Raw genomic sequence first — 26,610 nt, forward strand, 5'->3', positions numbered from 1 at the left:
GGACGGCGGCTGGGTTCAGGCGACGGTGCGGGGAGCGCGCGCCTCTTACAGGGGCGCACGCGGAAACGCCAGTGCGTGACGAACACGCACCGGCGTAACGGCGGTTCTATCGCCGAGGAAAGCGGCGACGAGAGGGCGGCGTCAGACTTTCGCCGACCGGTTCCGCACCCATCCGTAGAGCGTCAGCGTCAGCACGGCGAAGGCTGCGAGCCCCGCCAGCATGGCCGGCCAGGTCGAGCCCTCGGGCAACATGGCGAAGGGCGCGTCATTGCCGGTGGCGACGATGACCCCCGCCGTCATGACCAGGAACAGGCTCTCGCCCACGATCAGGCCCGAGGCGAGCAGCACGCCCATCCGGCGGCCGACGTCGGCGAACCGGGTGTTCTTGATCGCCTTGTCGTAGAACCAGCCACAGATCGCCCCGACCACCAGCATCGTGGTCACGGCCGCCGGCAGGTAGAAGCCGATGCCCACGGCCAGCGGCGGCAGTTTCATCCTGCCCTTGGTGGCACCGTTCAGCACGGCGTCCAGGATGATGATCACCACGCCGATGGCGGCGCCGAGGCCGATCAGGTCCCAGCGCAGGTCGCCGCCGATGACCCCCTTGGCGAGGGCCGAGATCAGGGTCGCCTGCGGGGCGGCCAGAGGCTCGTCTGCGATACCGGCCGGACCGCCCTCGAAGCCGAAGGCCTTGTTCAGCAGGTTCAGGATCAGGGGGATGACGATGGCGCCGGCGAAGACGCCGACGATCAGGGCCGTCTGCTGCCGCCACGGCGTGGCCTGCACCAGCTGGCCGGTCTTCAGGTCCTGAAGGTTGTCGTTGGCGATGACGGCGACGGCGAAGACGACCGCCGTCACGATCAGGGCGAAGGCCACCACCGACGGGTCTGCGGGCAGACCGGCGAGGGCCAGCACGCCCAGCATCAGCACCGAGGCGATGACGATGGCGAGGATGCCCACGCCCGACACCGGGCTGTTCGACGAGCCGATCAGCCCGGCCATGTAGCCGCAGATGGCCGCCACGGCGAAGCCGATGAAGACCACATAGATCAGGCCGCCGCCGACCAGCAGGGCGGTCGAGCCGGCCAGGGTCGGATTGCCCTGGGCGAACCAGGCCAGGATGAAGCCGATGCCGACCAGGCAGGCGACCGACAGGCCGGCGACGATGTTGATCGGAATGTCCTGCTCGGTGCGGTCCAGCACCTCGCCGCTCTGGCGGCGCCGGTTGGCGGCCAGGGCCGAGGTCAGGCCGCCGATCAGCGGGCCGGCCAGTTTGATCAGGGTCCAGATGGCGGCCACGCCAATGACGCCCGCGCCCGTGAACCGGACCTCGCGCCGCCAGACCGTGCTGGCCAGCTCCTCGGCGCTCACGCCCGCGGGCAGGGTGGTCGCGATCGACGGAATGCCGTGCGCCGTCAGCCAGGCGATGGTCTCGGGCGAGGTCAGGACCGGCACGGCGATGCACCAGGCCAGGATCAGGCCGAACAGCTGGGCCAGACCCACGCTGAGGCCGATCAGGTGACCGGCGCCCAGAAGCGCGAACTGCATGCCGAAGCCGATGCCCGTCGCGCCGCCGCCCAGGGAGGCCGGCAGTTTGATGAACCGCGCCGCCTCGCCGGCGAACACGCGTCCGGCGACCAGCAGGGCGTAGCCGGCCGAAACGATGGAGCCCCAGATCACGACCCACAGGCCCGACGCATTCTCACGCACCGCGCTCTCGGTCTGTTCGGCACCGCGCGAACCGACGGTCAGGACCTCGGCCGCGGCGACGCCCTCGGGATAGGGCAGGCCGGCGTCAACGACGAGCGCGCGGCGCAGGGGAATGGAGAAGGTCACGCCGAGGATGCCGCCGAAGACGCAGATCAGCACCGATTCCCAGAACGGGAACTCCAGCCACCAGCCGACCATGACCAGGCCGGGCAGGACGAAGATGATGGAACTCATGGCACCGCCAACCGATGCCACGGTCTGGACGGTCATGTTCTCCCAGATGGTCGAGTCCTTGAACATCCGCAGGATGGCCATGGAAATGACCGCCGCCGGGATGGCCGAGGCGAAGGTCAGCCCGACCTTCAGACCCAGATAGGTGTTGGCGGCGGTGAAGACGACGGCCAGCAGACAGCCCAGCACCAGGGCGCGCAGCGTCAGTTCGATCCGTTTGACGCCGCTGACGGGCGCGCTCGCGGGTGTGTCGGTCATTTGGGTTTCCTCTCCCTCGTTGCCGCGGAGGTAAGCCGGAAAGCGCCCGGGTGGCTAGAGGCAAGTGCCTGGAACCCGTTCGCTCATTGACAGCGGCCATGGTCCGGCGGAGCCTCGCCTCAAACGGGGAGAGACACGATGAAGCGGATACTGACAGCGGCCGTGGTCGGCCTCATGTGCCTCGGCGGTACGGCCGGTGCCCAGGATGCCCGCACCCCCTCGGCCGATATTGTCGAGGCGCGGCAGGCGGCGATGATGCTTTCGGGCGTCGCCATGGGCTCCATCAAGGCGGCCATCGACGCCGGCCAGCCGATCGCCAGCCAGCGCTTCCCGACCCGCGCCCTGTCGCGCTGGGCCCATGCCGTCCCCGGTGCCTTCCCCGCCGGCAGCGGTGCCGAGGCGGGTGTGCGGACCAACGCCAAACCCGAGATCTGGAGCGACCGCGCCGGCTTCGAGGCGAAGGCCGCCGACTACGCCGCCGCCGCCGACCGCCTCGCCGAACTCGCCGCCGGCGAGGACGCCGCCGCCTTCGCCGCCCAGTGGGCCGTGGTGCGGGCGAGCTGCCAGTCGTGCCACGACGGGTACAAGGCAGGCTGAGGTCGTAGGGCTTAGGGCTTAGGAAGTAGGAACTGGGCTGCTAGACCGATCCTGGTCATCCCTAACACCTAAGCCCCAACACCTAAGCCCTCCGTCATGCCAGAGCTTCCCGAGGTCGAAACCGTCCGTCGTGGCCTTGAGCCCGTGCTCACCGGCGCGCGCCTGACCCGCGTGCGCCAGAACCGGCCGGACCTGCGCTTTCCCTTCCCCGAGCGGTTCGTCGAGCGTCTCGAGGGCGCGACCGTCGAACGCCTCGACCGCCGCGCCAAGTACCTGCTCTTCCCCCTGTCGACCGGCGAGACCTGGGTCAGCCACCTCGGCATGACCGGCCGCTTCACCCTCGACGGCGAACAGCTGGGCGAGTTCGAGGAGGCCGCGCCCATCGCCGGCAAGCACGAGCATATGAGCCTCTGTGCCCTGCGCGACGGCGTCACGACCCGCGTCGGTTTCGCCGACGCCCGCCGCTTCGGCTTCATGGGCCTGATCCCTACGGACGCGGTCGAGGCCCATCCGTGGTTCGCCGCCCTCGGCCCCGAGCCGCTCGGCAACGGCTTCTCCGGCGCGCACCTCGCCGAGGCCTTCTCGGGCCGCAAGCAGAACATCAAGGTCAGCCTGCTGGACCAGCGCAACGTCGCCGGCCTCGGCAACATCTATGTCTGCGAGGCTCTCTACCGCGCCCGCATCTCGCCGCTGGTCGCCGCCGGAAAGGTCTCGAAGCCCCGGCTCGAAACCCTCGCCGCCGTGGTCCGCGACGTCCTCAACGAGGCCATCCTCGCCGGCGGCTCGACGCTCAAGGATTTCGCCAACGCCGACGGCGGCCAGGGCTATTTCCAGCATCGCTTCGACGTCTACGGCCGCGAGGGCCAGCCTTGCCTGGCGGAGGGGTGTTCCGGCGTCATCAAACGCACCGTCCAGGCCGGCCGCTCGACCTTCTGGTGTCCGGTCTGTCAGAAGCGGTGATTGGTGATTGGTGATTGGTGGTTGGTGATTGGTGTCTTCTGAGCGACCGTTCCGCCGCCTGTTCTTCACACCCGCCAATCACCAACCACCAATCACCAACCACCCCATGACCCACCGCATCATCCTCTTCCGCGGCATGAACACCGGCGGCGTCCGCGCTCCGGTGGCGGAACAGCGCGTCATGGCCGCCGCCATGGGACTGAAGAACCCCCGCACCCTTCTCGCCAGCGGCAATCTGGTGGTCGAGACCGACTGCGCCCCGGACGCTCTCGAACACGATATCGAGGCCGCGATGGAGAAGACCTTCGGCCTCAAGGTCGCCGCCATGGTCCGGACGCGTGAGCAGTGGGCCGCGCTCATCGCCGCCAATCCGTTCGCCGCAGAAGCTACCGCCCATCCCTCGAAAATGCTGGCCATGGTCATGAAGGCCGGGATCAGGGACGGCGCGCTCGAGGCCTGCCGCGACCTGGCCGAAGGCGGTGAACGGGTCGAGGCGATCGAAGACGTCCTCTATTTCTGGTTCCCCAACGGGCAGGGCGAGAGCGGCATCTTCAAAAAGGCCATGCCCCGCATGCTGGGCATGGGCACCGGCCGCAACTGGAACACCGTCCTCAAGCTGGCGGACATGGTCGGGCTGACGCGGTAAGGAGCGGGCCATGACCCACCGCCGCACCCATCTCTGGATCAGCTTCATCGTCGGCCTCGCCGTCTGGGGCGCCTATTTCGGCCATTTCCTGCAGCAGATGCAGCGCGGCGAGACGGGCGGCCTGGCCCTCTGGTTCCTCGGCGCCCTGGCTGTGATCGTTCTCGCCGAGACCGTGGCCACCGGCCTGATCGCCTGGCTGTTCCGCCGTCGCGCCCGCGTGCTGGACGAAGGCCCGACGCTCGACGCCGCGCTGAAGGCCAGCCACGTCGCCCTGATGCTGCTCATCGGCCTCGCCCTGACCGCGGCCGCGGCGCTCGCCTTCGCCTCCCTGTTCGGCTGGAGCCTCGACCTGTCCGGCGCGCGCGGTCAGGTCATCGCCGCCAACGCCCTTCTGGCCATGGTGGTGAGCGCGGAACTGCTGCGGGCGGGGCTGACCCTGGCGCTGATCCCGCGCCGCTGAAGCGGGTGGTTGGTGGTTGGTGGTTAGTGATTGCACCGCAGCCACCGGAGCCTGAAAACGTCGTGCCGATGTTGGACGCATTAACCACCAACCACTAATCACCAATCACCCGACACATCTCGTCTCCGGAAGCCCGCCCATGGCCGACACCTATTCCACCCTCCTGATCGAACGCCACGCTGACGGCTATGCGCTGGTGACCCTGAACCGGCCCGAGGCGCTGAACGCCCTCAACTCGGCGCTGTTCAGGGACCTGTCGGACTTCCTCGACAGCGTCGAGCACGATGACAGCGTCCGCTGCCTCATCCTGACCGGCTCGGGCGACAAGGCCTTCGCCGCCGGCGCCGACATCAAGGAGATGTCGGACCAGACCTATGCCCAGATGTATACGGGCAATTTCTTCGCCCTCGGCCACGACCGCATCACCCGTTTCCGCAAGCCGATCATTGCGGCGGTCAACGGCTTCGCCCTCGGCGGCGGCTGCGAACTGGCCATGCTGTGCGACTTCATCGTGGCCTCGGAGAAGGCCAAATTCGGCCAGCCCGAGATCAACCTCGGCGTCGCTCCCGGCATCGGCGGCTCCCAGCGCCTGACCCGTCTGGTCGGCAAGTCCAAGGCCATGGACATGGTCCTGACTGCCCGGATGATGGATGCCGCCGAGGCCGAACGCGCCGGCCTCGCCAGCCGCGTCGTCCCGCACGAGACCCTGCTGGACGAGGTCCGCAAGATCGCCGCGAAGATCGCCTCGCAAAGCCCGCTCGCCGTCATGGCCAACAAGGAAATGGTCAATGCCGCCCTCGAGACCACCCTGACCCAGGGCGTCCAGTTCGAGCGCCGCCTGTTCCACTCCCTCTTCGCCTTCGAGGACCAGAAGGAGGGCATGGCGGCCTTCGTCGAGAAGCGGAAGCCGGTCTTCACGGGGAAATAGGCCGTGTTCCGCAAGGTTCTGGCCGCCGTCGGGCTGCTGGCCGCCTGCGCCCCGGCGGCCCAGGCGCAGATCACGCCGCGGCCCGAGGTCCTGACAGGGGCCTTCACGCCGGGCTTCGTCGGCGAGGCCGATGAGGAACGCTATCCGGTCCGGACCGTCCGGATCGGCACGGTGCACATTTCGAGCGGGCGCGTGATCCTCGCCGACCCCTTCCTGATGTCCACGCGCGACCGCCCGCTGACGCTATCCGTGCCGCCGGGCCGCTATCCGGTCGATCTGGCGGTGGCCGACGCGGGCGACAGCGGCCAGCGGGTCGCCCTGGCCCGGCTGCTGATCTCGGACGTGCCGCCCGTCCGCTGGGCCCTGGCGGTGACGGAGGAACAGGATCCGGCCACCCTGACCGGCGCTGACATCTTCGGCTACGGTGTGGATGCCGGTACCGGGGCCTTCGTCGATGCTGCGGTCCCGGCCTGGCTGGCAGACCGCTATCCGCCGGCGGATGTCGAGGGCTACACCGCCCTGGTGGATGACTGGCAGGTCCGGGGCGAGGCGGCGGCCCCGGCGCTCGGAATCCCGTACGGCTTCGCCCTGGTCGAGCCGCTCGGGCCCGGCGGCGCAGCCATGTTCTCGTCCGGATGGGGCGACGGCTACTATGCGTCATGGGTCGGCTACGATGCGGACGATCATCCCGTGGTCATTGTGACGGACTTCGCCGTCATCACCGCAGTGAACTTTCCGCCCACGTCGGACTCGCGTTGACCGTCATACCCCTTTCCGCTATAGCCGCGCGCTCTTCGAGATTTCCCCGCCGTGGACCGTGCTCCGCGGCGTTTCCGTTCGTAAGGTTTGACTGATGGCCAACAATGCCGGCGCCAAGAAAGCGATCCGCAAGATCGCTGCCCGCACCGAAGTGAACAAGGCGCGCCGTACGCGTGTCCGCACCTTCCTGCGCAAATTCCAGGAAGCCGTCACGGGCGGCGACGCCGGTGCGGCCAAGACGGCCTTCATCGAGGCCCAGTCCGAGCTGATGCGCGCCGTCTCCAAGGGCGTGGTGCACAAGAACACGGGTTCGCGGAAAGTGGGCCGCCTGGCCGCCCAGCTGAAGAAGATGGCCGCCGCCTGATTTCTCGGCACCCGGACGGCCTTTCATAGGGCCTTCATGGTAAATATCAGCGATTCCAACGGCGAGGGCGCGAAGGCTCCCTCGCCGTTTGCACGTGCGCCGGTAACCGCTGTCAGGCGTATTGGCACTCGCTTGTGTGGCGAAAACGCGTTTTTCGTTGACGGTGTTTGGCTTTAGCGGAGTCAACAATTTTAACTGCAATTCGAGTCGCGAATCAGCGTTGACGCCCCCCTCCTCGAGGGTAAGTTCGAGCCGCTGACGCACTTCCATTCCCATACGGAATGAAAGCGGCGCGGAACCAGTTTTCGTGTCGGCGTGAGACGCCTGTTCAAGAGTTCGACCCCACCCGCGAGGCGCCAGCCGCACGGGACAGGAGAAGTCGTCCCGGATCAGGCCTCTCCCGAAGTGCGTCGGGTGATGGGTTTCGAAGGGTGGCTTTGACGATGACGGGGAGCGCGCAAATGGCGGGGATGACGGATCCGGATCGCATCTGGACCGAGGCGGCCGGTCGCCTGCGCAGCGAGATCGGCGAGGGGCCCTTCAGCTCCTATATCGCCCCCTCGGCCGTGCGCGCCGACGGTGCCGGCCAGCTGATCCTCGTCACCCCGACCGCCTATGCCCGCGACTGGGTTCGCAAGAACGCCCTGCGCCGCATGAACGAACTGTGGCTCGGTCTCGACGGCCTGTCGCGCCGCCTCGATGTCCGCTGCCGCGCCGAGATGGGCTCGACCCCCTCGGCCTCCCAGGTCGCCGCCGGCCGCGCCGAGGGCGCCGCTGTCATTCCGCTGCAGCCCGTTCCCATGCCCATGGCGACCGTGCCCCCGGTCGCCGACGGCGCCCGCGCTGTGCGCGCCGCCGGCCTGCAGGACCGCCTGACCTTCGACAGTTTCGTGGAAGGGCAGGGCAATGCCTTCGCCCTGGCTATCGCCCGCCAGGCCGCCGCCTGGGCCGACGGCCATTTCAACCCGATCTTCTTCTGCGGCCCCTATGGCTACGGCAAGACCCACCTGCTCAACGCCATCGCCTGGGAGGCCCAGCGCCTGCGGCCGGACGCGCGCGTCGTCTATCTGACCGCCGAACGCTTCCTGTCGACCTTCGTCCGCGCCGCCCAGGACCGGACCATGGCGGCCTTCAAGGACAGCCTGCGCAACGCCGACATGCTGCTGATCGACGACGTCCAGTTCGTCGGCGGCAAGGCCGGCACCCAGGAAGAACTGCTCTCGACGCTCACCGCCCTGATCGAGGACGGCAAGAAGATCATCCTCTCGGCCGACCGCCCGCCGATGGCCTTGACCGAGGTCGAGCCGCGCCTGCGCAGCCACCTGGCCTCGGGCCTGACCTGCCCGGTCGAGCCCGCGGACCGCGCCCTGAAACTGGCCGTCGCCCGCAATCGCATCCAGGCCCTGGCCAACCTCGGCGTCGTCTCGGGCGAGGCCCAGGCCGAGGTGCTGGAACATCTGGTCGACCGCACCCCCGGTTCGATGCGCGAACTCGAGGGCGCCGTGAATACCCTGGCCGCCGTCGCCGGCGCTCGCCTGTCGGCCCTCAGCGTCGACGAGACCCAGGCCCTGCTCGGCTCGGCCCTGCGTGGCGGACCCGAACGCCGCATCACCGTCGACGAGATCCAGAAGACGGTCGCTGATCATTTCAGCCTCAAACAGGCCGATCTGCTCTCTGAGCGTCGGACCCGCGCCGTGGCCCGCCCGCGCCAGATCGCCATGTGGCTGTGCAAACAGCACACGACCCGCTCCTACCCCGACATCGGTCGCCGTTTCGGCGGGCGCGATCACACCACGGTCCTGCACGGCGTGCGCAAGATCGAGGAACTGATGGCGCTGGACGACCAGATCGCCCGGGATGTCGAGACGCTGACGCGCAAGCTGCGCGGCTGAAACGAGGGACTAGGGATGAGGGAATAGGGACCAGGTTTTGGCCGGGGCCCTGTCGGTGGGGATTATCCACACATCGATGGGGCGGCGTCCCTCATCCCTCATCCCTCATCCCTCGTCCCTTCCTTGCCCCGCCCGGCCAATCCGCTAGAGTCCGTAGCCCTATCTCTTTGCGGCGGCTTGTGAGTCGCTGACGGCGGGCGAGACCACATGCAACTGACCATCGAACGATCCGCGCTCCTCAAGGCCCTTGGCCACGTGCAGAGTGTCGTCGAGCGCCGCAACACCATTCCGATCCTGTCCAACGTCCTGCTCAGCGCCGGGCACGACAAGCTGTCGTTCGCCGCCACCGACCTCGACATGGAGATGGTCGACGAGGCCGAGGCCCAGGTGAATGTCGAGGGCCAGATCACCGCCCCCGCCCACACCCTCTATGAAATCGTCCGCAAACTGCCGGACGGTGCCGAGGTCTCGCTCAGCTACAACGGCGACGATCCCCGTCTGGTGGTCCAGGCCGGCCGTTCGAAATTCAACCTGCCGGTCCTGCCGGCCGGCGACTTCCCGGTCATGTCGACCGACACCTCGGGCACGCGCTTCACCCTGCCCAAGGAAGACCTCGCCCGGCTGATCGACAAGACCCGGTTCGCCGTCTCGACCGAAGAGACCCGCTACTATCTGAACGGCCTCTACCTCCACACCGTGGCCGAGGCCGGCATCCCGCTGCTGCGGGCCGTCGCCACCGATGGCCACCGACTGGCCCTCGCCGAGACGCCCGCCCCTGAGGGCGCCGCCGGCGGTCCCGGAGTCATCGTCCCGCGCAAGACCATCGACCAGGTCCGCCGCCTGCTCGACGACGGCTCCGGCCCGGTCGAGGTCATGGTCAGCCCGCAGAAGATCCGCTTCGAATTCGGCCAGGCCAGCCTGACCTCCAAGGTCATCGACGGTGCCTTCCCCGACTACATGCGCGTCATTCCCAAGGGGAACGACAAACAGGCCGACATCGACAACGCCCTGTTCGCCCAGGCCGTCGACCGCGTCGCCACCATCTCGGCCGAGAAGAGCCGTTCGGTGAAACTGGCCTTCGAGCTGGACCGCGTCACCCTGACGGTGCGCAACATGGAGGCCGGGCAGGGGGTCGAGGAGGTCGAGATCGGCTATTCCGAAGAGCCCTTCGAGATCGGCTTCAACGCCCGCTATCTGCTGGACGTCGCCGGCCAGATCACCGGCGAGACTGCCCACTTCAAATTCGCCGACCCGGCCTCGCCTACGCTCGTGCTCGATCCGGGCGATCCGGGCGTGCAATATGTGCTGATGCCGCTGAGGGTGTAGGCACACAAATTCCCGCTCATCCCGGCGAAAGCCGGGACCCAGTGCTTTCGTTACGTACGGAGGTTCCGGTTGGCGTTTTTCACCTACATCATCGCCAGCCGTCGAAACGGGACCCTCTACACCGGCTCGACCGACAATCTTATCAAGCGGATCGTCGAGCACCGCGACAAACGGCGCGACGGCTTCACCGCGAAATACGGCGTGGCCATCCTCGTCTGGTATGAAGTCCACGAAAGCCGCCATGCCGCCTTCGTCCGGGAGCGTCAGATCAAGGAATGGAAACGGACCTGGAAGCTGGAACTGATCGAGCGGACCAACCCCGGCTGGACCGACCTGTTCGAAAAGCTCTTCTGAACCGCCCGCGTTCTTGCGAAAGAACTGGGTCCCGGCTTTCGCCGGGATGAGCGGAAAATCTTGATCACCACCCTCACCCTCACCGATTTCCGCTCCTATGCGAGCGCGACCCTGCCCGTCGCGGCGGGGGCGGTGGTGCTTCACGGCCCTAACGGCGCGGGCAAGACCAATCTGCTGGAGGCCCTCAGCCTCTTCACCCCCGGCAAGGGGCTGCGTGGTGCCACGGCCCCCGAGATGGGTCGCCGCGAGCCGGGCGAGGCGACCGGCCGCGCCTGGGCCGTCGCGGCCGTCCTGACCGACGGGGAGGAGGAAACGAAGCTGGGCACCGGCGTCCAGTCGCCCGGCGCCGCCCGCCGCATCGTCCGCATCGACGGCGAGACGGCCCAGCCCGGCCGGCTGCTCGACCATCTGCGCCCGGTCTGGGCCACGCCGGAGCAGGACCGGCTGTTCTCCGACGCCCGCGCCGCGCGGCTGAAATTCCTCGACCGGCTGGTCTTCGCCGCCGACCCTGCCCACGCCGCCTCGGTCTCCGCCTATGAAAAGGCCCTGCGCGAGCGGCTGCGCCTGCTGACCGAGGGCTCGGAAGGCCGCGCCGCCGACCCCCTCTGGCTCGATGCCCTCGAACTGCGCCTTGGCGAGGCCGGGGCCGAGGCCGCCATCGCCCGCGCCGCCGCCCTGACCACGCTCCAGGCCGCCATCGACGCCCGCAACGACCGTCCCTTCCCCCAGGCCGACCTCGGCCTGAGCGGAGAGGCGGAAGGCTTGGCGACCGCCGGCGCCGGCCCCGAGGCCATCGCCGCCGCCATTCGCGAGGGCCTGACCCGCAGCCGCGCCCGCGACGCCGCCGCCGGCCGCTCCCTGTTCGGCCCGCACCGCTCGGACCTGACGGCCCTGCACCGCGAAAAGAACCGCCCCGCCGCCGAGGGGTCCTCGGGCGAACAGAAGGCGCTGGTGCTCAACCTGATCCTCGCCCAGATCACCCGTCTGGCCGACCAGCCGGCCCCGCCGGTGCTTCTGCTCGACGAGGCCCCCGCCCACCTCGACACGGCCCGCCGCGCCGCCCTGTTCGACGAGATCGAGGCCCTCGGCCTGCAGGCCTTCATGACCGGCACCGAGGCGGAGCTGTTCGCTCCCCTGCGCGGCCGGGCGCAGTTCGTGCGGGTGGAGGGCGGGGCGCTGACAGTGGAGTAGCCGTTTTCGTCTCCTCCCTGTTCGCGAAGCGAATGGGGAGGGGGACCACGCGAAGCGTGGTGGAGGGGGGCCGCGCCGCGATCGTTGCTCACCACCCCTCCGTCACGGCGCGAAGACGCGCCGCGCCACCTCCCCATTCGCCCAGGCGAACGGGGAGGAGACAGGACTCTGGCGCCCTCTCAGCTGACCATACGCGACGCCCCCTTCAGACACCGCTTTTCCTCGCAATTCCGCCCTGAATCCCTATATGTTGCAGGCCTCGGCGCGACCCGGATTCGCGTCCTGAAAACCGTCCGTTCAAGGCGGCCCCGCCGCCGCCTTCAGAAGCCCTCCCGGAGGGCGTTTCACCGACCGAATGCATGACCGACCAGACCCCGACCGCGCGTAACGAAGACACCGCCGAAGAGGCCGCCTACGGCGCCGATTCCATCAAGGTCCTGAAGGGCCTGGACGCGGTGCGCAAACGCCCCGGCATGTATATCGGCGACACCGACGACGGCTCGGGCCTGCACCACATGGTCTATGAGGTGGTCGACAACGCCATCGACGAGGCCCTGGCCGGCCACGCCGACCTGGTCCAGGTCATCCTCAATGCCGACGGCTCGGTCACCGTGACCGACAACGGCCGCGGCATCCCCACCGACATCCACGAGGGCGAGGGCGTCTCGGCGGCCGAGGTCATCATGACCCAGCTGCACGCGGGCGGTAAATTCGACCAGAATTCCTACAAGGTCTCCGGCGGCCTGCACGGCGTCGGCGTCTCGGTCGTCAATGCGCTTTCGGACTGGCTCAAGCTGGTCATCTACCGCAACGGCAAACGCCATGAGATGAAGTTCGCCCGCGGCGACACGGTCGAGAGCCTCAAGGTCACCGGCGACGCCCCGATGCGCGACAATGGCAAGGTCCTGTCCGGCACCGAGGTCACCTTCTTCCCCTCGGTCACCACCTTCGCCCACATCGATTTCGATCTGAAGACGCTCGAGCACCGCCTGCGCGAGCTGGCCTTCCTCAACTCGGGCGTGGTCATCAAGCTGCAGGATCACCGCGGGGCCGAGCCCTTCGAGGAAATCCTGCACTATGAGGGCGGCGTCGAGGCCTTCGTGCGCCACCTGGACAAGTCCAAGTCGCCCATCCTCAAGGACGTCATCGTCATCCGCGGCAAGAAGGAAGGGATCGAGATCGATCTCGCCCTGTGGTGGAACGACAGCTACCACGAGACCATGCTGTGCTTCACGAACAACATCCCCCAGCGGGATGGAGGCACCCACCTGTCGGCCTTCCGCGCCAGCCTGACCCGCGTCATGGGCGGCTATATCGACGCCGCCGGAGCCGCCAAGAAGGAGAAGGTTTCGGTCTCGGGCGAGGACGCCCGCGAGGGCCTGACCTGCGTCCTGTCGGTCAAGGTGCCGGACCCCAAATTCTCGTCCCAAACCAAGGACAAGCTGGTCTCGTCCGAGGTGCGTCCCGCCGTTGAGGGCCTGTGCTCCGAAGGTCTCTCGACCTGGTTCGAGGAACATCCCGTCGAGGCCAAGGCCGTCGTCGCCAAGATCATCGAGGCCGCCGCTGCCCGTGAGGCCGCGCGCAAGGCCCGCGACCTGACCCGCCGCAAGACCTCAATGGATATGGCCTCCCTGCCCGGCAAGCTGGCCGACTGTCAGGAACGCGATCCTGCCAAGTCCGAACTGTTCATCGTCGAGGGCGATTCCGCCGGCGGCTCGGCCAAACAGGCCCGCAACCGCGAAAACCAGGCTGTCCTGCCCCTGCGTGGCAAGATCCTCAACGTCGAGCGCGCCCGCTTCGACCGCATGCTGTCGTCAGAACTGATCGGGACCCTGATCCTGGCGCTCGGCACCGGCATCGGCCGTGACGACTTCAACGCCGACAAGCTGCGCTATCACAAGATCATCCTGATGGCCGACGCCGACGTCGACGGCGCCCACATCCGGACCCTGCTGCTGACCTTCTTCTACCGGCAGATGCCGGAGCTGATCGAGCGCGGGCACGTCTATATCGCCCAGCCGCCGCTCTACAAGGTCTCCAAGGGCAAGCAGTCGCGCTACCTCAAGGACCAGTCCGAGATGGACTCCTACCTCATCGAGGAGGGCTCGTCCGAGGCCGAGCTGGACCTGCCCACCGGCGAACGCCGCACCGGCCTGGACCTGCAATCGCTCGTCCGCGAGGCCAAGGCCTTCAAGGCCGGGGTCGATCGTCTGTCGCAACGCGCCCCCGCCTTCGCCATTGAACAGTCGGCCCTCGCCGGCCTGTTCGACGAAGAGGCCGCCGACCCGTCGAAGGCCGCCGCTCGCCTCAACCTCTACGCCGAGGAAGGCGATGGCGACTGGACGGGCCAGGCGGGTGCCCAGGGGGCCGTGGCCTTCGAACGCGTCCGCCGCGCCGTCACCGAACGGATCGTGCTGGAAGAGGCCCTGATCCGCTCACTGGACGCCCGCCGTCTGTCCGAGCGCTCGGCCGCCTTCGAGGGCCTGTTCGACAAGCCGGCGGTGTTCCGCCGCAAGGACAAGGCCGTCACCGTCCGCGGCCCGCTGGACCTGCTCGAAGCGGTGCTCGACGCCGGCAAGAAGGGCATCGCAATCCAGCGCTACAAGGGCCTGGGCGAGATGAACCCGGAGCAGCTGTGGGAGACCACGCTCGACGTCAACGCCCGCACCCTGCTGAAGGTGCAGGTCGAGCATCAGGAAGACGCGTCGGACCTGTTCGCCAAGCTGATGGGCGACGTGGTCGAACCCCGCCGCGAGTTCATCCAGGCCAATGCGCTGGATGCGGCGGTCGACGCCTGAGATGGCTCAGGCCGACGGGACCCGCGCCTCGACAAAGGCGTCGATCGTCGGCCATTGGGGCGGATTGGCCCGCACGCCGTCGCAGGCGATCTCTTTCAGGATGCCCGGGATCGTCCCGCTCCGGGCGTTCAGCCAGTCGCCCTGGTCCGGATAGCTGCCCGTCTCGACGCCGTCGGGGCCGTATTCCACCGACAGGGTGCTGCGCCACTCGTTCGAGCCGCATTTGAATTCATAGCTGTCGACGGTGTGGCTCTTGTCGCCGGCCTCGCCCCGCAGCGGCACGATGGCCAGCTGGATACGGGTGATGTCGCCCTCCACCACGATGCCGTCGACCTCGGCCATATAGGCCGAGTTGGCGCTGCGCGAGAACACGTGCCAGGTTTCCGCCGCCGCCGGCGTCGCAAACCCCAGAACCGCCAGCCCTGCCAGTACGAATTTCATGATGTCCTCCCCGGATCCCCGGCGACATGATGCCCCGCTGTACGGCTTTGGCAAGGGGCTGTCAGGCGGCCCGGCGAAGCCCGGCCTGCGCCGCCAGCAAGGGCTCGATCAGCCATTGCGCCAGATGCCGCACCACCGGCACCGCGACTCCGTCGCCGGTCAGGTGACAGGCCGCGCTGTAGGAGTCCGGCAGGCGGTAGCTGTCCGGCAGTCCCATCAACCGCGCCGTCTCCCGCGCTGACATCAGGCGGGACCGGACCTGCCCGCCCTCGACCACCAGCAGGGTCTGGCGGCTCGACCCGCCGCCCGGCGTGCGCAGGCAGCCGGCGACGTCGAACCGGACCTCGGCGCGCTGGACCCGCTCGCCCGCCGCATCGCGCCGTGTCCGTCGGTACAGCCCCCCGACGCAGCGTTCCCCGGTCCGCCGCGCCGCCTCGACCTTGGCCAGGTTCGTCGGCGACATGAGGGCCAGCAGCGTCCTGGTCTCGGCGGCCGAATGCCAGCGGACCCCCGACGGTTCGGGCTCGATCACCGATCCCAGGCTCGCGTTGGAAAGGCCGGGCTCCGGCAGCCGCCACCAGACCATCCGGGACTGCAGTTCGGCTGGCAGCCGCTCGACCGCCCGGCGCAGGGCCGGCGTGTGAAACGGTCCATCCGCGCTTCCCGTTGTCAGGGCCTGATCGAGCACGGCGTCGTCGCGCACGCCGATCACGAACAGGCGCGGTCGGGACTGCGGCAGAAACCGGTCGGCGTTGATGACCAGGGCCCCGCACCGGTAGCCCGCTTCGGCGAAGGTCCGGCAGATGACCTCGAAATCCCGACCGCCGTGCGAGGTCAGGGCTCCGCAGACATTCTCGACGGCCATGACGCGCGGTGCCCGGCCTTCCGCCGCCAGCGCGCGGGCCAGCCCCCAGAAGTCGTGAAACGTCCCCGACCGTTTGCCGCCCAGACCGGCACCGACGCCGGCCAGCGACAGATCCTGGCAGGGGAAGGAGCCCCACATCAGCGCCGCTTCGCCCGGAAGGTCGGCGGCGGTCAGGGCGGCGATGTCGCCAACCTTGAGACCCGCGTCCCCCCAGTTGGCCCGATAGGAGGCTGCCTTGGCCGGATCGAAGTCATTGGCGAACAGGCAGCGCCAGGCCTCCCCGAGGCCTGCGCGCACCATCCCGCCTCCGGCGAAGAACTCGTAATAGCCCCCCGGCACGGGCTCCCTGACGGTCGATTCGGCCATCCGCGAACGCTGACGCGGCGACAGGCGGAAGTCCACAGATGGTCCGTCGACGGTAATTCTTGCGTCGCTAAAGCTTGGGAAAGGGTCGGTGGGTCATGGTGGGCGGTCATCACGGAACCGAAATGTCCCCAGGGAAGCTTGTCCTCGTCGCCGCCTTGCTGCTCGGCTTCGCCTTCGCCGGCGGCGCGGAGGCTGCGACCCAGTCCCGTGAGAGCCGGATCGAGCTGGCCCAGCGCGTCGAGCAACGGGCCGCCGCCACCAGCTTTCCGGCCCTCGAGGCTTTCGGGGAAGCCGCCCTCACTCACCCGGGCCGCGAAGGGCTGAACCGGCTCTATCACGTCATGTGGATCACCCTGAACCAGGGCGATTTCGAGCGCGCCGAGGTCTGGAACAACCGCCTCGCCGCCGCCGCCCTGGCCCGTCGGGACGAGCGGTACCAGATGATCGCCAGGTTGAATGCCCTGGCCATCCGCTACGACAGCGGCGACAACGCTGCGGCGGTCGACATCGACCAGATCGCCCGCACCACCACCGACTGGTTCGTCAAGGCGCACGCCATGCGCCTCAGCGCCCTCGCGCTCATGGACCGCGACCGTATCGGCGAGGCGCTGCGCCTGCTGACTGCCGCCGACGCGGTTATTCCCGATGACGCTCCCTTTGCCGACACCGCGCGCGCGGGCCTGTGGGAGGTCACTGGCCTGGCCCTGATGGACCTGAACGACATCGAGGGGGCGACCACGGCCTTCCGCCGCTTCGAGATCGATTTCTCCAATCCCGCCTATCCTCGCCCCGATTTCGACGCCCTCTACAACCTGACGCGCCTCTCGGTTCAGGTCGGCGACCAGGATCTCGCCGACCAGCTCTATGCCGCCCATCACCGGCTGTCCCTGCGAGCAGGGCTGGAGAGCCTGACGGTCTATGACGCCAATCTCTGCGCCCTGGTGGCCGAGGGCGGCGGCGACTCCCGGGGCGTGCTGGACTGCCTCTCTCCCTATGGCACCGACCTTGGCGCGGCGGAGTTCCTCGCGCCGCAACTGCTGCCGTCCCGCGCCCTCGCCTATGCCCGCACGGGTCAGCTCACCCTGGCGCGCCGGGACCTCGCCGAAATCCGCCGCCGCGAGGCCGCCGGCCTGTTCCGCGAAGACGGCATTTCGGAAGTGCCGCGGGTCGAGGCCGCCCTGCTCTTCGCCGAGGGCCGGACCCGGGAAGGCTTCCAGCGGCTGGAAGCCTATCACAAGGCGCAGGACATCCAGACCGCGCGCCGGTTCAGCGCCGGCATCGGACAGGTCACAGGCGACATGCAGGAGCAGCTCGCCGAACGCCGCCGCCAGCTCGACACCGCCCGGACCAATACCCGGCTGCAGAAGGACGTGATCAGTTCCCAGCGCTGGATCGTCGGCATTGCCATCGTCTTCTTCCTGACCGCCGCCGGCCTGCTGGTCTGGCAGTGGCGCTCGGCCGGGCATCTGCGTCTGGCGCGCCGCGCCGCCGAGGAGGCCAGCCGGTCCAAGAGCGACTTCCTCGCCAATATGAGTCATGAGATCCGCACGCCGCTGAACGGTGTGGTCGCCATGGCCGACGCCCTCGCCCGCAGCGACCTGGGCGCGCGGGAGCGCGAGATGGTCGATATCGTCCGGTCGTCCAGCGACACCCTCCAACGCCTGCTCTCCGACATCCTCGACACCGCCAAGATCGAATCCGGCCAGCTCACCATCGAAACGGCCCCCTTCCATCTGGCCGACATCGTGCGGGAGACCGCCGCCCTGTGGCAGCCCAAGGCAGAGGAGAGGGGCGTCGCCCTGGTGATCGAGATCGCGCCGACCGCGGAGCGGCGGGTCCATGGCGATGCGGTGCGCATCCGCCAGATCCTCACCAATCTGGTCAGCAATGCGCTGAAATTCACGGCCGAGGGCGAGGTCCGGCTGAGCGTCGAGGACACTGCCGACGGCCGCGTCCGCTTCACCGTGACGGACACCGGTGTCGGCTTCGAGCCCGATCAGAAGGCCCGCATCTTCGGCCGCTTCCATCAGGCCGACGGCTCTATCACCCGCCGCTTCGGCGGCACGGGCCTGGGCCTGACCATTTCGCGCGAGCTGGCCGAGCTGATGGGCGGAGTCCTCGACTGCGACAGCCAGCCGGACATCGGCTCACGCTTCTGGTTCGAGACGCCCCTGCCGATCGCTGCAGAGGCGCAGGCCGGCGACGCGGTGGTTTCAGAGGCCGGGTCTGACGCGGTTCCGCTGCGGATCCTGCTGGCGGACGACCATCCAGCCAACCGCAAGGTGATCGAGGTCCTGTTGTCCGGCGCCAGCGCCGAACTGGTCTGCGTCGCGGACGGCCGCGAGGCCCTCGAGGCATTCCGGGCCGGTACCTACGACCTGGTCCTCATGGACATGCAGATGCCGGTGATGGACGGCCTGACCGCCACCGCCGAAATCCGCGCCTTCGAGCTGCAGCGCGGCCGGGATCGTACGCCGGTCCTCATGCTGACGGCCAACGCCATGCCCGAACATGTCGAGGCCGGACGCAAGGCCGGCGCCGACGGCCACCTGGCCAAGCCGGTGACCATGGCCACCCTGTTCGCCGGCATAGATCAGGTCCTGACCGCCGCGGCTCCGGGACTCGACGCCGAGGCTGCCTGACCGCCCGGGAGGATCTGTTCGCTGAACGCGCGGGGCGCATTGCCCGGTGTTTTGGGCTAGGAACGCCGCCCACCGTCCGGAGCCTCGTGCATGATCCCCGCAACCGCGCCGACGGTCGGCATTGATTTCGGCACGACCAACACCGTCGTCGCCATCACCGGTCCCGACGGCGCTGCGGTCGTTCTGCGCTTCGATGCCCCCCCGGGGGAGGTGACAGCGTTCCGCTCGACCCTGAGTTTCCAGGTCCGGCCGGCCGCGGGCAACCAGTCCTCCGAACGGGTCGTGCAAGCCGGGCCCTGGGCCATTGACGCCTATGTCGAGGACGCCCTGGAGACCCGGTTCATCCAGTCGTTCAAGACCTTCGCGGCCAGCGCCGCCTTCACTGACACGGTGATCGACAACCGACGCTACAGGTTCGAGGATCTGCTCGGCGCCTTCCTCCTGCGCCTTCGCGCGCACGGCGGCGAGCGGATGGCCGCCTTGCCGCCCCGCGTCATCGTCGGCCGGCCGGTGACCTTCGCCGGCGGCGCACCGGATGAACAGCTGGCGCTCGGACGCTATGAGGCCGCCTTCGCCCGCCTGGGGTTCACCGACATCCGCTACGCCTATGAGCCGATCGGCGCGGCCTTCTTCTTCGCGCGGACGCTCAGTGCGGACGCCAACGTCCTCGTGGCCGACTTCGGCGGCGGAACCAGCGACTTCTCGATCGTGCGCTTCGAACGGTCCCCGGAAGGCCTTCGCTCGACCCCCCTGGCTCGCTCGGGTGTCGGCGTGGCGGGCGACGCCTTCGACTACCGCATCATCGACCACCTGGTGTCGCCGGAACTGGGCAAGGGCGGGGAGTACCGGTCGTTCGGCAAATCACTTCCAATCCCGCAACGCTACTACGCGGCCTTTGCGCGCTGGGATCAGCTTGCGCTGCTAAGGGCGTCCAGGGAGATGCGCGACATCCGCGCCCTGTCCCGCACGGCCCTGGAACCGGAAAAGCTGGACCGGATGATCGAGATCCTCGACGACAATCACGGCTATGCGCTCTACCGCGCCGTATCAGCGCTGAAGATGGACCTGTCGAGCCGCGACGAAGCCACCTTCTCCTTCGTTGCCGGGTCCATCCGTATCGAGAAGCCCGTCAGTCGTTCACAGTTCGAAACCTGGATCGCGCCGGACCTCGCGGCCATGGAGAAGGCTGTCGATGACGCGATGGAGCTATCGGGATTGGCGACCGACCAGATCGACCGGATATTCCTGACCGGCGGCACGTCGTTTGTCCCCGCCGTGAGAGACATCTTCCATCGACGATTTGGCGTTGAACGAATCGAGACGGGCGGCGAGTTTGAGTCCATCGCATCGGGTCTGGCCCTGATCGGGCTCGAGCCGGACCTGGATGTCTGGAGCGAGCGTCGATCGCCTTCGAACTGAGCCCGCACCTCGCGCGGACCATCACCCGAAAAGGGCGTCCGGCTTCCTGCAAACCATACCCGGCCCGGACTTCGGCCCAACGGCCGCTTCTTCCGACAGATGTTTGAAAGAAAATGGCGCGCCCGGAACGATTCGAACGTCCGACCCTCAGATTCGTAGTCTGATGCTCTATCCAGCTGAGCTACGGGCGCGCTTGGCCGCGAACGGCGAGGGCGGGTATCTAGCGGAGGCAGGGGCGGGGGGCAAGGGCTGTCCGGCGGGTTTTCCTTGATCCTTTCCGTTCGGCCATCGAAGGCGGTGCCGGGCAGGGGGTTTCGTTCGCGCGGACGGCGGGCCAAGGTGCGCCGCCTTCCCGCTTTCGCCTTCCAGTGAGTCCGCCATGATCGTCCTTCCGCTTCGGCCCCTGCGCGCGGTCACGGCCGCCGTTGTCGCGGCGACGGTGGCCCTGGCGGGCTGTGCGGGCGGACCGGTCCTGCCCTGGGCCTCAGGGGATTCCGTCCCGGCTCCCGTCCCGGCGCCGGAAGCCCCCCTTGCCCCGATGGCGCGCGGCCCCTTTGTGGCGGCGGCGAATCCGCTGGCGGTCGAGGCGGGGCTGAAGGTCCTGCGCGAGGGCGGTTCGGCCGTGGATGCGGCGGTGGCGGTGCAGGCGGTCCTGGGCCTGGTCGAGCCGCAGTCGTCAGGCCTCGGCGGCGGGGCCTTCATGATGGTGTTCGACGCGGGGACGGGCGAGGTCACCAGCTATGACGGGCGTGAAACCGCGCCGGCGGCGGCGACGCCCGAACTCTTCTATGAGAACGGGCGGCCGCTCGGGGTCGGTGAAGCCATCCTCAGCGGCCGCTCGACCGGCGCGCCGGGCGCGGTGGCCATGCTGGCCATGGCCCAGGCGGCGCATGGCCGGCTGCCGTGGAACGCCCTGTTCGGCGACGCGGAGCGGCTGGCGCGCGACGGCTTTGCGGTCAGCCCGCGTCTGGCCGGCTTCATCGCCGCCAGCCGGGGGCAGGGGCGGACGCGCTGGGCCGACGCCTATTTCACAAAGCCCGACGGCCAGCGCTATGTCGCGGGCGATGTGCTGAAAAATCCCGCCTATGCCGAGACCGTGGCCGAACTCGCCGCCGGCGGGGCCGGGGCCTTCTACAACGGCCGGGTCGCGCGCGAGATCGCCGCGACGGTGGCCGAGACGCCGCGTCCGGGCACCCTGACAGCGCAGGACATCGCCGCCTATGAGCCGATCGAGCGCGGTGCCCTGTGCCGGCCGTACAGGATCTATGTCATCTGCGTGCCGCCGCCGCCCTCCAGCGGCGTGGCGGTGCTGCAACTGCTAGCCATGGCGGAACAGACGCCGGACATCGCCCTGGGCTCCGACAGCGCGGAGGCCTGGACCGCCTTCGCCCAGCTCCAGCGGCTGATGTACGCCGACCGCGACCGCTATGTCGGCGACCCCGGCTTTGTCAGGGTGCCGGTACAAGGGCTGCTCGACCCCGGCTATACGGCCGCGCGCGCGGCGCTGGCCCCGGGCCTGACCGGGGCGGCCGAGGCGGGGACGCCACCGGGCGGGGTGCTGGCCGGTCCCGATTCGACGAACGAGCCGGCGGGGACCTCGCATTTCGTCATTGTCGACGCCGAGGGCAACGCCGTCAGCATGACCACCACGGTCGAGAGCGTGTTCGGCTCGGGCCGGATGGCGGCGGGCTTCTTCCTCAACAACCAGCTGACCGACTTTTCCTTCTCGCCGACGCGGGCGGACGGGGCGCCGGCCGCGAACGCGGCTGCGGCGGGCAAGCGGCCGCGATCGTCGATGTCGCCGATCCTCATCCTCGACCGTGAGGGGCGGCTGGTCGGAGCCCTGGGCTCACCGGGCGGCCCGTCGATCCTGGCCTATAACGCCCGCGCCCTGATCGCGACGCTCGACTGGGGCCTGCCCGTCCAGACGGCGTTCAACCTGCCCAATCTGGTGGCGCGGGGGGATGGCTTCGGCGCGGATACGGAGCGGTTCTCCGAGGCCCTGCGCGCCGATCTGACGGCCCGCGGCGTGACCCTGCGACCCAACGACAGCGAAACCTCCGGCCTGCACGGCGGACTCTGGCGCCAGGGGCCGGACGGCGTCTGGGCCTGGGACGGCGGCGCTGACGACCGGCGGGAGGGCGTCGCTAGAACAGGGATTAGGGATTAGGGAAGAGATATCCGGGGCGGGATGACGGGCGTAGCCTCATCCCTCATCCCTACTGAGGCTTGATCGACAGCTGGAACGCGATGACGCCTTCGGACACGTCGGTGTCGACGCCCTCGCCGGCCCGCAGGCCCTCGACGCCCATCTGGCGATAGATGAGGCCGATCGAGCTCTGGACGGGTCCCCGCCGCATGGCCACGCCGAGCGAGGCGTCGCCCATGAAGGAGCCCGCGTCATGGCTGACGCCCGAGCGGGCGAATTCGCCGTCCCGGTTGCGGGCCCAGTTGTAGCCGACCGCACGGCCCGAGCCGGCCGCATAGAGATACCAGCGCGGCCGTTGGCCGAACGCTTCTTCGCCCTCCGGCACCAGCCGGTCGAGGTCGGGTCCGATACGCAGGGTCGCCCCGGCCTCGGTCGAGCCGCCACGCGATCCGACACCCACGCCGACATGGGGCGTCAGGGCGACGTCGAGCCCGGACGCCGTCCGGCCGAGAATCTCGGTCCAGCCGCGGGTGTAGGTCAGATCGTAGTGCTCGGCCTCATAGGCCGCAGGATCGAGCGGTCCGGGCGGCAGGGGCGAGCCATCGACCCGGCGCACGGGACCTTCGGTGCGCAGCCGCAGCCGGTCGTCAAAGGCGTTGTTTTCGAACCAGACGTCGCGGTTTGAGGCGACCCAGGGCGAGGTCCGGTCCCGTGAGGGGGGCGCATAGCCGCTCCAGCCCTCTTCGGGTCCGAAGGTCGGGCGGTCCGCCTGGGCGAAGCGGTCCTCGCGGTCGATTCGCGTCAGGAGGTCCGAAACAGTGGCGTCAGGCTCACGGGCGACGACCCACGGATTGGACAGGGGGACCTGGGTTTCCGGCGGTGATGCGACGGCGTGCGCCGGGGCCGCACAGGCCACAGTCGCCAACACTCCGAACGCAACAACCGTCATACGCATCAACGGTCCTCCCGATCCGTTAACGAAGGCAACCCTGCACGATGCGGGCGGCCTCGCCAACAGACTTCTGCTCCGGCCGACAAACGTCGGGCGAAAAGCGAGGTTCCGGGGTCACAGCGCGGTGGACGGTGCCCGCGGCCCTACTGGCAGGCCAGGCACTCGTCGTAGTCGGTGCGGGCGGCGCTGAAGAGGTCCGGCTGGTTGGGATCGACCTCTTCCTCAACCTTGTCCTCGGCACCCGCGAAAGCGGCCCGCTGAACCGATTTGGAGCGCAGATAGTAGAGCGATTTCACGCCCTTCTCCCACGCCGACCAGTGCAGCATGTGCAGGTCCCACTTGTTCACATCGCCCGGGATGAACAGGTTGATCGACTGGGCCTGGCAGATTTCCGCGGCGCGGTCGGCCGACAGTTCGACGATCCAGCGCTGGTCCAGTTCGAAGGCAGTCTTGAAGATCGACTTCTCGTCGTCGGTCAGGCCTTCGAGGTGCTGCACCGAGCCCTCGTGTTCGAGGATCGAGCTCCACACCGCCTCGGTGTCGATGCCCTTCTCGCCCAGGATCCGTTCCAGATAGGGGTTCTTGACCGCGAACGAGCCCGACAGGGTCTTGTGCGTATAGATGTTGGCCGGGATCGGCTCGATGCCGGCCGAGGTGCCGCCGCAGATGATCGAGATCGAGGCGGTCGGGGCGATGGCCAGCTTGTGCGAGAAGCGCTCCATGACGCCGCGCTCGGCAGCGTCCTCGCAGGCGCCCTTTTCTTCGGCGAGCAGGCGGCTGGCCTTGTCGGCCTCGCGGCGCAGATGTTTGAACAGCCGCATGTTCCACGACTTGGCCATGGCGGACTCGAACGCCACGCCCTGTGCCTGCAGGAAGGAGTGGAAGCCCATCAGACCCAGACCCACCGAACGCTCGCGCTTGGCGGAGTAGACGGCCGCGGCCATGGCCGGCGGGGCGCGACGGATGAAGTCTTCCAGCACATTGTCGAGGAAACGCATGACGTCCTCGATGAACTGCGGCTCCTCACGCCATTCCAGGAAGCTCTCGGCGTTGACCGAGGACAGGCAGCAGACGGCGGTGCGGTCGACGCCCAGGTGGTCGCGGCCGGTATGCAGGGTGATCTCGCTGCACAGGTTGGACTGTTTGACCGACAGGCCCAGATCGCGCTGATGCTGCGGCATCTGGCGGTTCACAGTGTCGGAGAAGATCAGGTAGGGCTCGCCCGTCTGCAGGCGGATCTCAAGAATCTTCTGCCAGAGGGTGCGGGCGTCGACAGTCTTCACGACCGCCTGGTTCTTGGGCGACAGCAGGTCGAACGTGCGGCCGTCGCGCACGGCCTCCATGAAGGCGTCCGAGATGTTGATGCCGTGGTGCAGGTTCAGGGACTTGCGGTTGAAGTCGCCCGACGGTTTGCGGATCTCGAGGAACTCCTCGATCTCCGGGTGGTGGACGTCCAGATAGACGGCAGCCGAACCGCGGCGCAGCGAGCCTTGGCTGATCGCCAGCGTCAGGGAGTCCATCACGCGGATGAAGGGGATGATGCCCGAGGTCTGGCCGGCGCCCTTGACCTTCTCGCCGATCGACCGGACGCCGCCCCAGTAGGTGCCGATGCCGCCGCCGTTCGAGGCGAGGGCGACGTTCTCGTTCCAGACCGACTGGATGCCGTCGAGGCTGTCGGCCACGGAGTTCAGGAAGCAGCTGATCGGCAGGCCGCGATCGGCGCCGCCGTTCGACAGCACCGGCGTCGAGGGCATGAACCACAGCTTCGACATATAGTCATAGACGCGCTGGGCGTGCTCGTGGTCGTCGGCATAGGCCGTGGCGACGCGGGCGAACATGTCCTGATAGCTCTCGCCGGGCAGCAGATAGCGATCTTCCAGCGTCTTCTTGCCGAAGTCGGTCAGCAGGTCGTCACGGGTCCGGTCGAGCTGGAGGGAGCGCACCACGGACAAATGGGGACGCGCAGCCGTATCGCTGCCTGCAACCGACGGAAATTCCACCGTCTTCAACGCTTCACCGCCTGCCATGATCCGCCCCGAGTGCTTGTCGATACGCCAGATGTTGTGTGGTCAACATCATTACAGCGCTAAATGTGGTTCATGATTGGTTACTGGCCAAGCCCTCAAATTTTGAGTGAGGGGCAACTTCATGGATGACATTTTCGTATCAGCCCTCGGTGTGAGTGATTCGATCTAGCCACAAACCTGCCGGATTCAGCCACCGTGGGGATTGCCGCCCCGACCAGCTTCCTGTGTGCGATCCGACAGGATTGTGGAAATAAATTTCCGGTGGGAACGTCCCACAAGCGTGACCGTTTGCGACCGATGACTTCATCCCCGATTGTCCCGTTTGCGCGTCGGCTGTGGCGTATCGCCCGGACCGAAATTGTCGCGCTTGCCGCCCTGTTGATCGTGGCGGGGGGCATCATCACCTTCGTCGAACTGGCCGACGACATGACCGAGGCCGACGGCCGGGCATTCGACCAGGCCGTTCTGCAGGCGATGCGGCCCGGCGGCTCTGCGGACGGCTGGGGTCCGCCCTGGCTTGAAACCGCGGCGCTCGACCTGACCTCCCTCGGCGGGATCGCCGTCCTCGGCCTGTTCGCCGTGATCGTGGTGGTATTCCTGATCCTCCAGCGCAAACGGCTGTCGGCCCTGCTGCTGGTGCTGGGCCTCGCCGGCGGCGTGGCGATGAGCGAAGGCCTGAAGGCCCTGTTCGAGCGCGACCGGCCGCCGGAAGCCTTCCGCGCCGTTGAGACCATCAACGCCAGCTTCCCCTCGGGCCACGCCCTGCTGTCGGCGGTCTTCTATCTCAGCATCGGCGTCATGCTGACGCGGGCATTTCCGCGGCGGCGCTTCAAGGCCTATGTGCTGGGCGTCGCCCTGCTGCTGACCCTGATCGTCGGCCTGACCCGGGTCTATCTGGCGGCACACTGGGCCACCGACGTGCTGGCGGGCTGGAGCGTGGGGGCGGCCTGGGCCATGGCCCTGTGGCTGGTCGCCTATGCCGTGCAGCGTCGACAGGCGGTCCACACAGCCGGTCCGCATGACGAGGCCTTGCCGGACGAGCCGATCGCCGATAGAGACCCGCGCGTCATCGGGGAGTAGCCGCCCGCATCTCTCAGCGGGGTTCGCGTCAACACACTTCCTCTCGCCCGGAGAGGATGGCGCGGAAAGGTTCTTGTGGCCCTATGCCACGCACGCGGTGCGCGGCGACTTGAGGGCATGGTCCTCAAGCAGCGAGCGCCCGCGGCGCGAGCGATAGGACCCCAGGACATCACGGCAAGACCGCTGGCTTCGCAG

General features: G+C 68.3%; 21 protein-coding genes, 1 tRNA gene and 1 riboswitch. Of the genes, 16 read left to right on the forward strand and 6 right to left on the reverse strand.

Annotation, left to right across the window (positions count from 1 at the left end):
* Positions 1 to 141: 141 nt before the first annotated feature.
* A complete protein-coding gene (locus KB221_02790; protein ID WIY69957.1) occupies positions 142 to 2,199 on the reverse strand; it encodes an oligopeptide transporter, OPT family in 2,058 nt (685 codons plus the stop codon).
* Between the two features lie 138 nt (positions 2,200 to 2,337).
* Here KB221_02790 and KB221_02795 point away from each other — a divergent pair, with 138 nt between their 5' ends.
* The 12 genes from KB221_02795 (at position 2,338) to gyrB (ending at position 14,474) form a co-directional block, all read left to right on the forward strand.
* Positions 2,338 to 2,796, forward strand: a complete 459-nt coding sequence (locus KB221_02795; GenBank protein ID WIY69958.1) for a cytochrome c — start codon at positions 2,338 to 2,340, stop codon at positions 2,794 to 2,796.
* Positions 2,797 to 2,892: 96 nt separating this feature from the next.
* On the forward strand, positions 2,893 to 3,756 hold the full coding sequence (gene mutM, locus KB221_02800) for a bifunctional DNA-formamidopyrimidine glycosylase/DNA-(apurinic or apyrimidinic site) lyase (GenBank protein WIY69959.1): 864 nt from the start codon (positions 2,893 to 2,895) through the stop codon (positions 3,754 to 3,756).
* Between the two features lie 106 nt (positions 3,757 to 3,862).
* Complete coding sequence (locus KB221_02805) at positions 3,863 to 4,402, forward strand: DUF1697 domain-containing protein (GenBank protein ID WIY69960.1); 540 nt, start codon at positions 3,863 to 3,865, stop codon at positions 4,400 to 4,402.
* 10 nt (positions 4,403 to 4,412) lie between these two features.
* Positions 4,413 to 4,862 (forward strand): hypothetical protein, encoded by a 450-nt coding sequence (locus tag KB221_02810; GenBank protein ID WIY69961.1) that lies wholly within the window; start codon positions 4,413 to 4,415, stop codon positions 4,860 to 4,862.
* Between the two features lie 139 nt (positions 4,863 to 5,001).
* Positions 5,002 to 5,790, forward strand: a complete 789-nt coding sequence (locus KB221_02815) for an enoyl-CoA hydratase-related protein (GenBank protein ID WIY69962.1) — start codon at positions 5,002 to 5,004, stop codon at positions 5,788 to 5,790.
* A 3-nt stretch (positions 5,791 to 5,793) separates the two neighbouring features.
* The gene (locus KB221_02820; protein WIY69963.1) at positions 5,794 to 6,549 is read left to right on the forward strand and encodes a DUF4241 domain-containing protein; all 756 of its coding nucleotides are present in this window, start codon (positions 5,794 to 5,796) and stop codon (positions 6,547 to 6,549) included.
* A 94-nt stretch (positions 6,550 to 6,643) separates the two neighbouring features.
* Positions 6,644 to 6,913: a 30S ribosomal protein S20 gene (rpsT, locus tag KB221_02825; protein ID WIY69964.1), complete on the forward strand. Its 270-nt coding sequence runs from the start codon at positions 6,644 to 6,646 to the stop codon at positions 6,911 to 6,913.
* Between the two features lie 461 nt (positions 6,914 to 7,374).
* The gene (gene dnaA, locus KB221_02830; GenBank protein ID WIY69965.1) at positions 7,375 to 8,805 is read left to right on the forward strand and encodes a chromosomal replication initiator protein DnaA; all 1,431 of its coding nucleotides are present in this window, start codon (positions 7,375 to 7,377) and stop codon (positions 8,803 to 8,805) included.
* Between the two features lie 207 nt (positions 8,806 to 9,012).
* Entirely contained in the window at positions 9,013 to 10,131 is a 1,119-nt protein-coding gene (gene dnaN / locus KB221_02835) for a DNA polymerase III subunit beta (protein ID WIY69966.1), read from the forward strand.
* A gap of 69 nt (positions 10,132 to 10,200) precedes the next feature.
* Complete coding sequence (locus KB221_02840; protein ID WIY69967.1) at positions 10,201 to 10,485, forward strand: GIY-YIG nuclease family protein; 285 nt, start codon at positions 10,201 to 10,203, stop codon at positions 10,483 to 10,485.
* Positions 10,486 to 10,545: 60 nt separating this feature from the next.
* Entirely contained in the window at positions 10,546 to 11,676 is a 1,131-nt protein-coding gene (gene recF, locus KB221_02845) for a DNA replication/repair protein RecF (protein ID WIY69968.1), read from the forward strand.
* 359 nt (positions 11,677 to 12,035) lie between these two features.
* The gene (gene gyrB, locus KB221_02850) at positions 12,036 to 14,474 is read left to right on the forward strand and encodes a DNA topoisomerase (ATP-hydrolyzing) subunit B (protein WIY69969.1); all 2,439 of its coding nucleotides are present in this window, start codon (positions 12,036 to 12,038) and stop codon (positions 14,472 to 14,474) included.
* A 6-nt stretch (positions 14,475 to 14,480) separates the two neighbouring features.
* On the opposite strand, the gene KB221_02855 is transcribed toward gyrB, so the two are convergent.
* The gene (locus KB221_02855) at positions 14,481 to 14,915 is read right to left on the reverse strand and encodes a hypothetical protein (protein ID WIY69970.1); all 435 of its coding nucleotides are present in this window, start codon (positions 14,913 to 14,915) and stop codon (positions 14,481 to 14,483) included.
* A 61-nt stretch (positions 14,916 to 14,976) separates the two neighbouring features.
* A complete protein-coding gene (locus KB221_02860) occupies positions 14,977 to 16,146 on the reverse strand; it encodes a DNA cytosine methyltransferase (protein WIY69971.1) in 1,170 nt (389 codons plus the stop codon).
* 122 nt (positions 16,147 to 16,268) lie between these two features.
* Here KB221_02860 and KB221_02865 point away from each other — a divergent pair, with 122 nt between their 5' ends.
* Positions 16,269 to 18,788: an ATP-binding protein gene (locus tag KB221_02865; GenBank protein WIY69972.1), complete on the forward strand. Its 2,520-nt coding sequence runs from the start codon at positions 16,269 to 16,271 to the stop codon at positions 18,786 to 18,788.
* Positions 18,789 to 18,878: 90 nt separating this feature from the next.
* Positions 18,879 to 20,207, forward strand: coding sequence for an Hsp70 family protein (locus tag KB221_02870; protein WIY69973.1), 1,329 nt, complete (start codon positions 18,879 to 18,881; stop codon positions 20,205 to 20,207).
* A 114-nt stretch (positions 20,208 to 20,321) separates the two neighbouring features.
* On the opposite strand, the gene KB221_02875 is transcribed toward KB221_02870, so the two are convergent.
* Positions 20,322 to 20,398: transfer RNA gene (locus KB221_02875), tRNA-Arg, on the reverse strand.
* 188 nt (positions 20,399 to 20,586) lie between these two features.
* On the opposite strand from KB221_02875, the gene KB221_02880 reads away from it, so the two are divergent.
* Complete coding sequence (locus KB221_02880; GenBank protein WIY69974.1) at positions 20,587 to 22,377, forward strand: gamma-glutamyltransferase family protein; 1,791 nt, start codon at positions 20,587 to 20,589, stop codon at positions 22,375 to 22,377.
* 49 nt (positions 22,378 to 22,426) lie between these two features.
* Here KB221_02880 and KB221_02885 read toward each other — a convergent pair whose 3' ends face one another.
* On the reverse strand, positions 22,427 to 23,311 hold the full coding sequence (locus KB221_02885) for a DUF2219 family protein (GenBank protein ID WIY69975.1): 885 nt from the start codon (positions 23,309 to 23,311) through the stop codon (positions 22,427 to 22,429).
* 140 nt (positions 23,312 to 23,451) lie between these two features.
* Positions 23,452 to 25,335, reverse strand: a complete 1,884-nt coding sequence (locus KB221_02890; protein WIY69976.1) for a ribonucleoside-diphosphate reductase subunit alpha — start codon at positions 25,333 to 25,335, stop codon at positions 23,452 to 23,454.
* Between the two features lie 297 nt (positions 25,336 to 25,632).
* Between KB221_02890 and KB221_02895 the strand changes: the two genes are divergently transcribed.
* The gene (locus KB221_02895) at positions 25,633 to 26,415 is read left to right on the forward strand and encodes a phosphatase PAP2 family protein (protein WIY69977.1); all 783 of its coding nucleotides are present in this window, start codon (positions 25,633 to 25,635) and stop codon (positions 26,413 to 26,415) included.
* Positions 26,395 to 26,540, forward strand: a riboswitch (yybP-ykoY riboswitch). (Overlaps the previous gene by 21 nt.)
* Positions 26,541 to 26,610 lie beyond the last annotated feature (70 nt).

It is taken from the genome of Aquidulcibacter paucihalophilus (genome assembly GCA_030285985.1).
In the GTDB taxonomy this organism is placed as follows: domain Bacteria; phylum Pseudomonadota; class Alphaproteobacteria; order Caulobacterales; family Caulobacteraceae; genus Brevundimonas.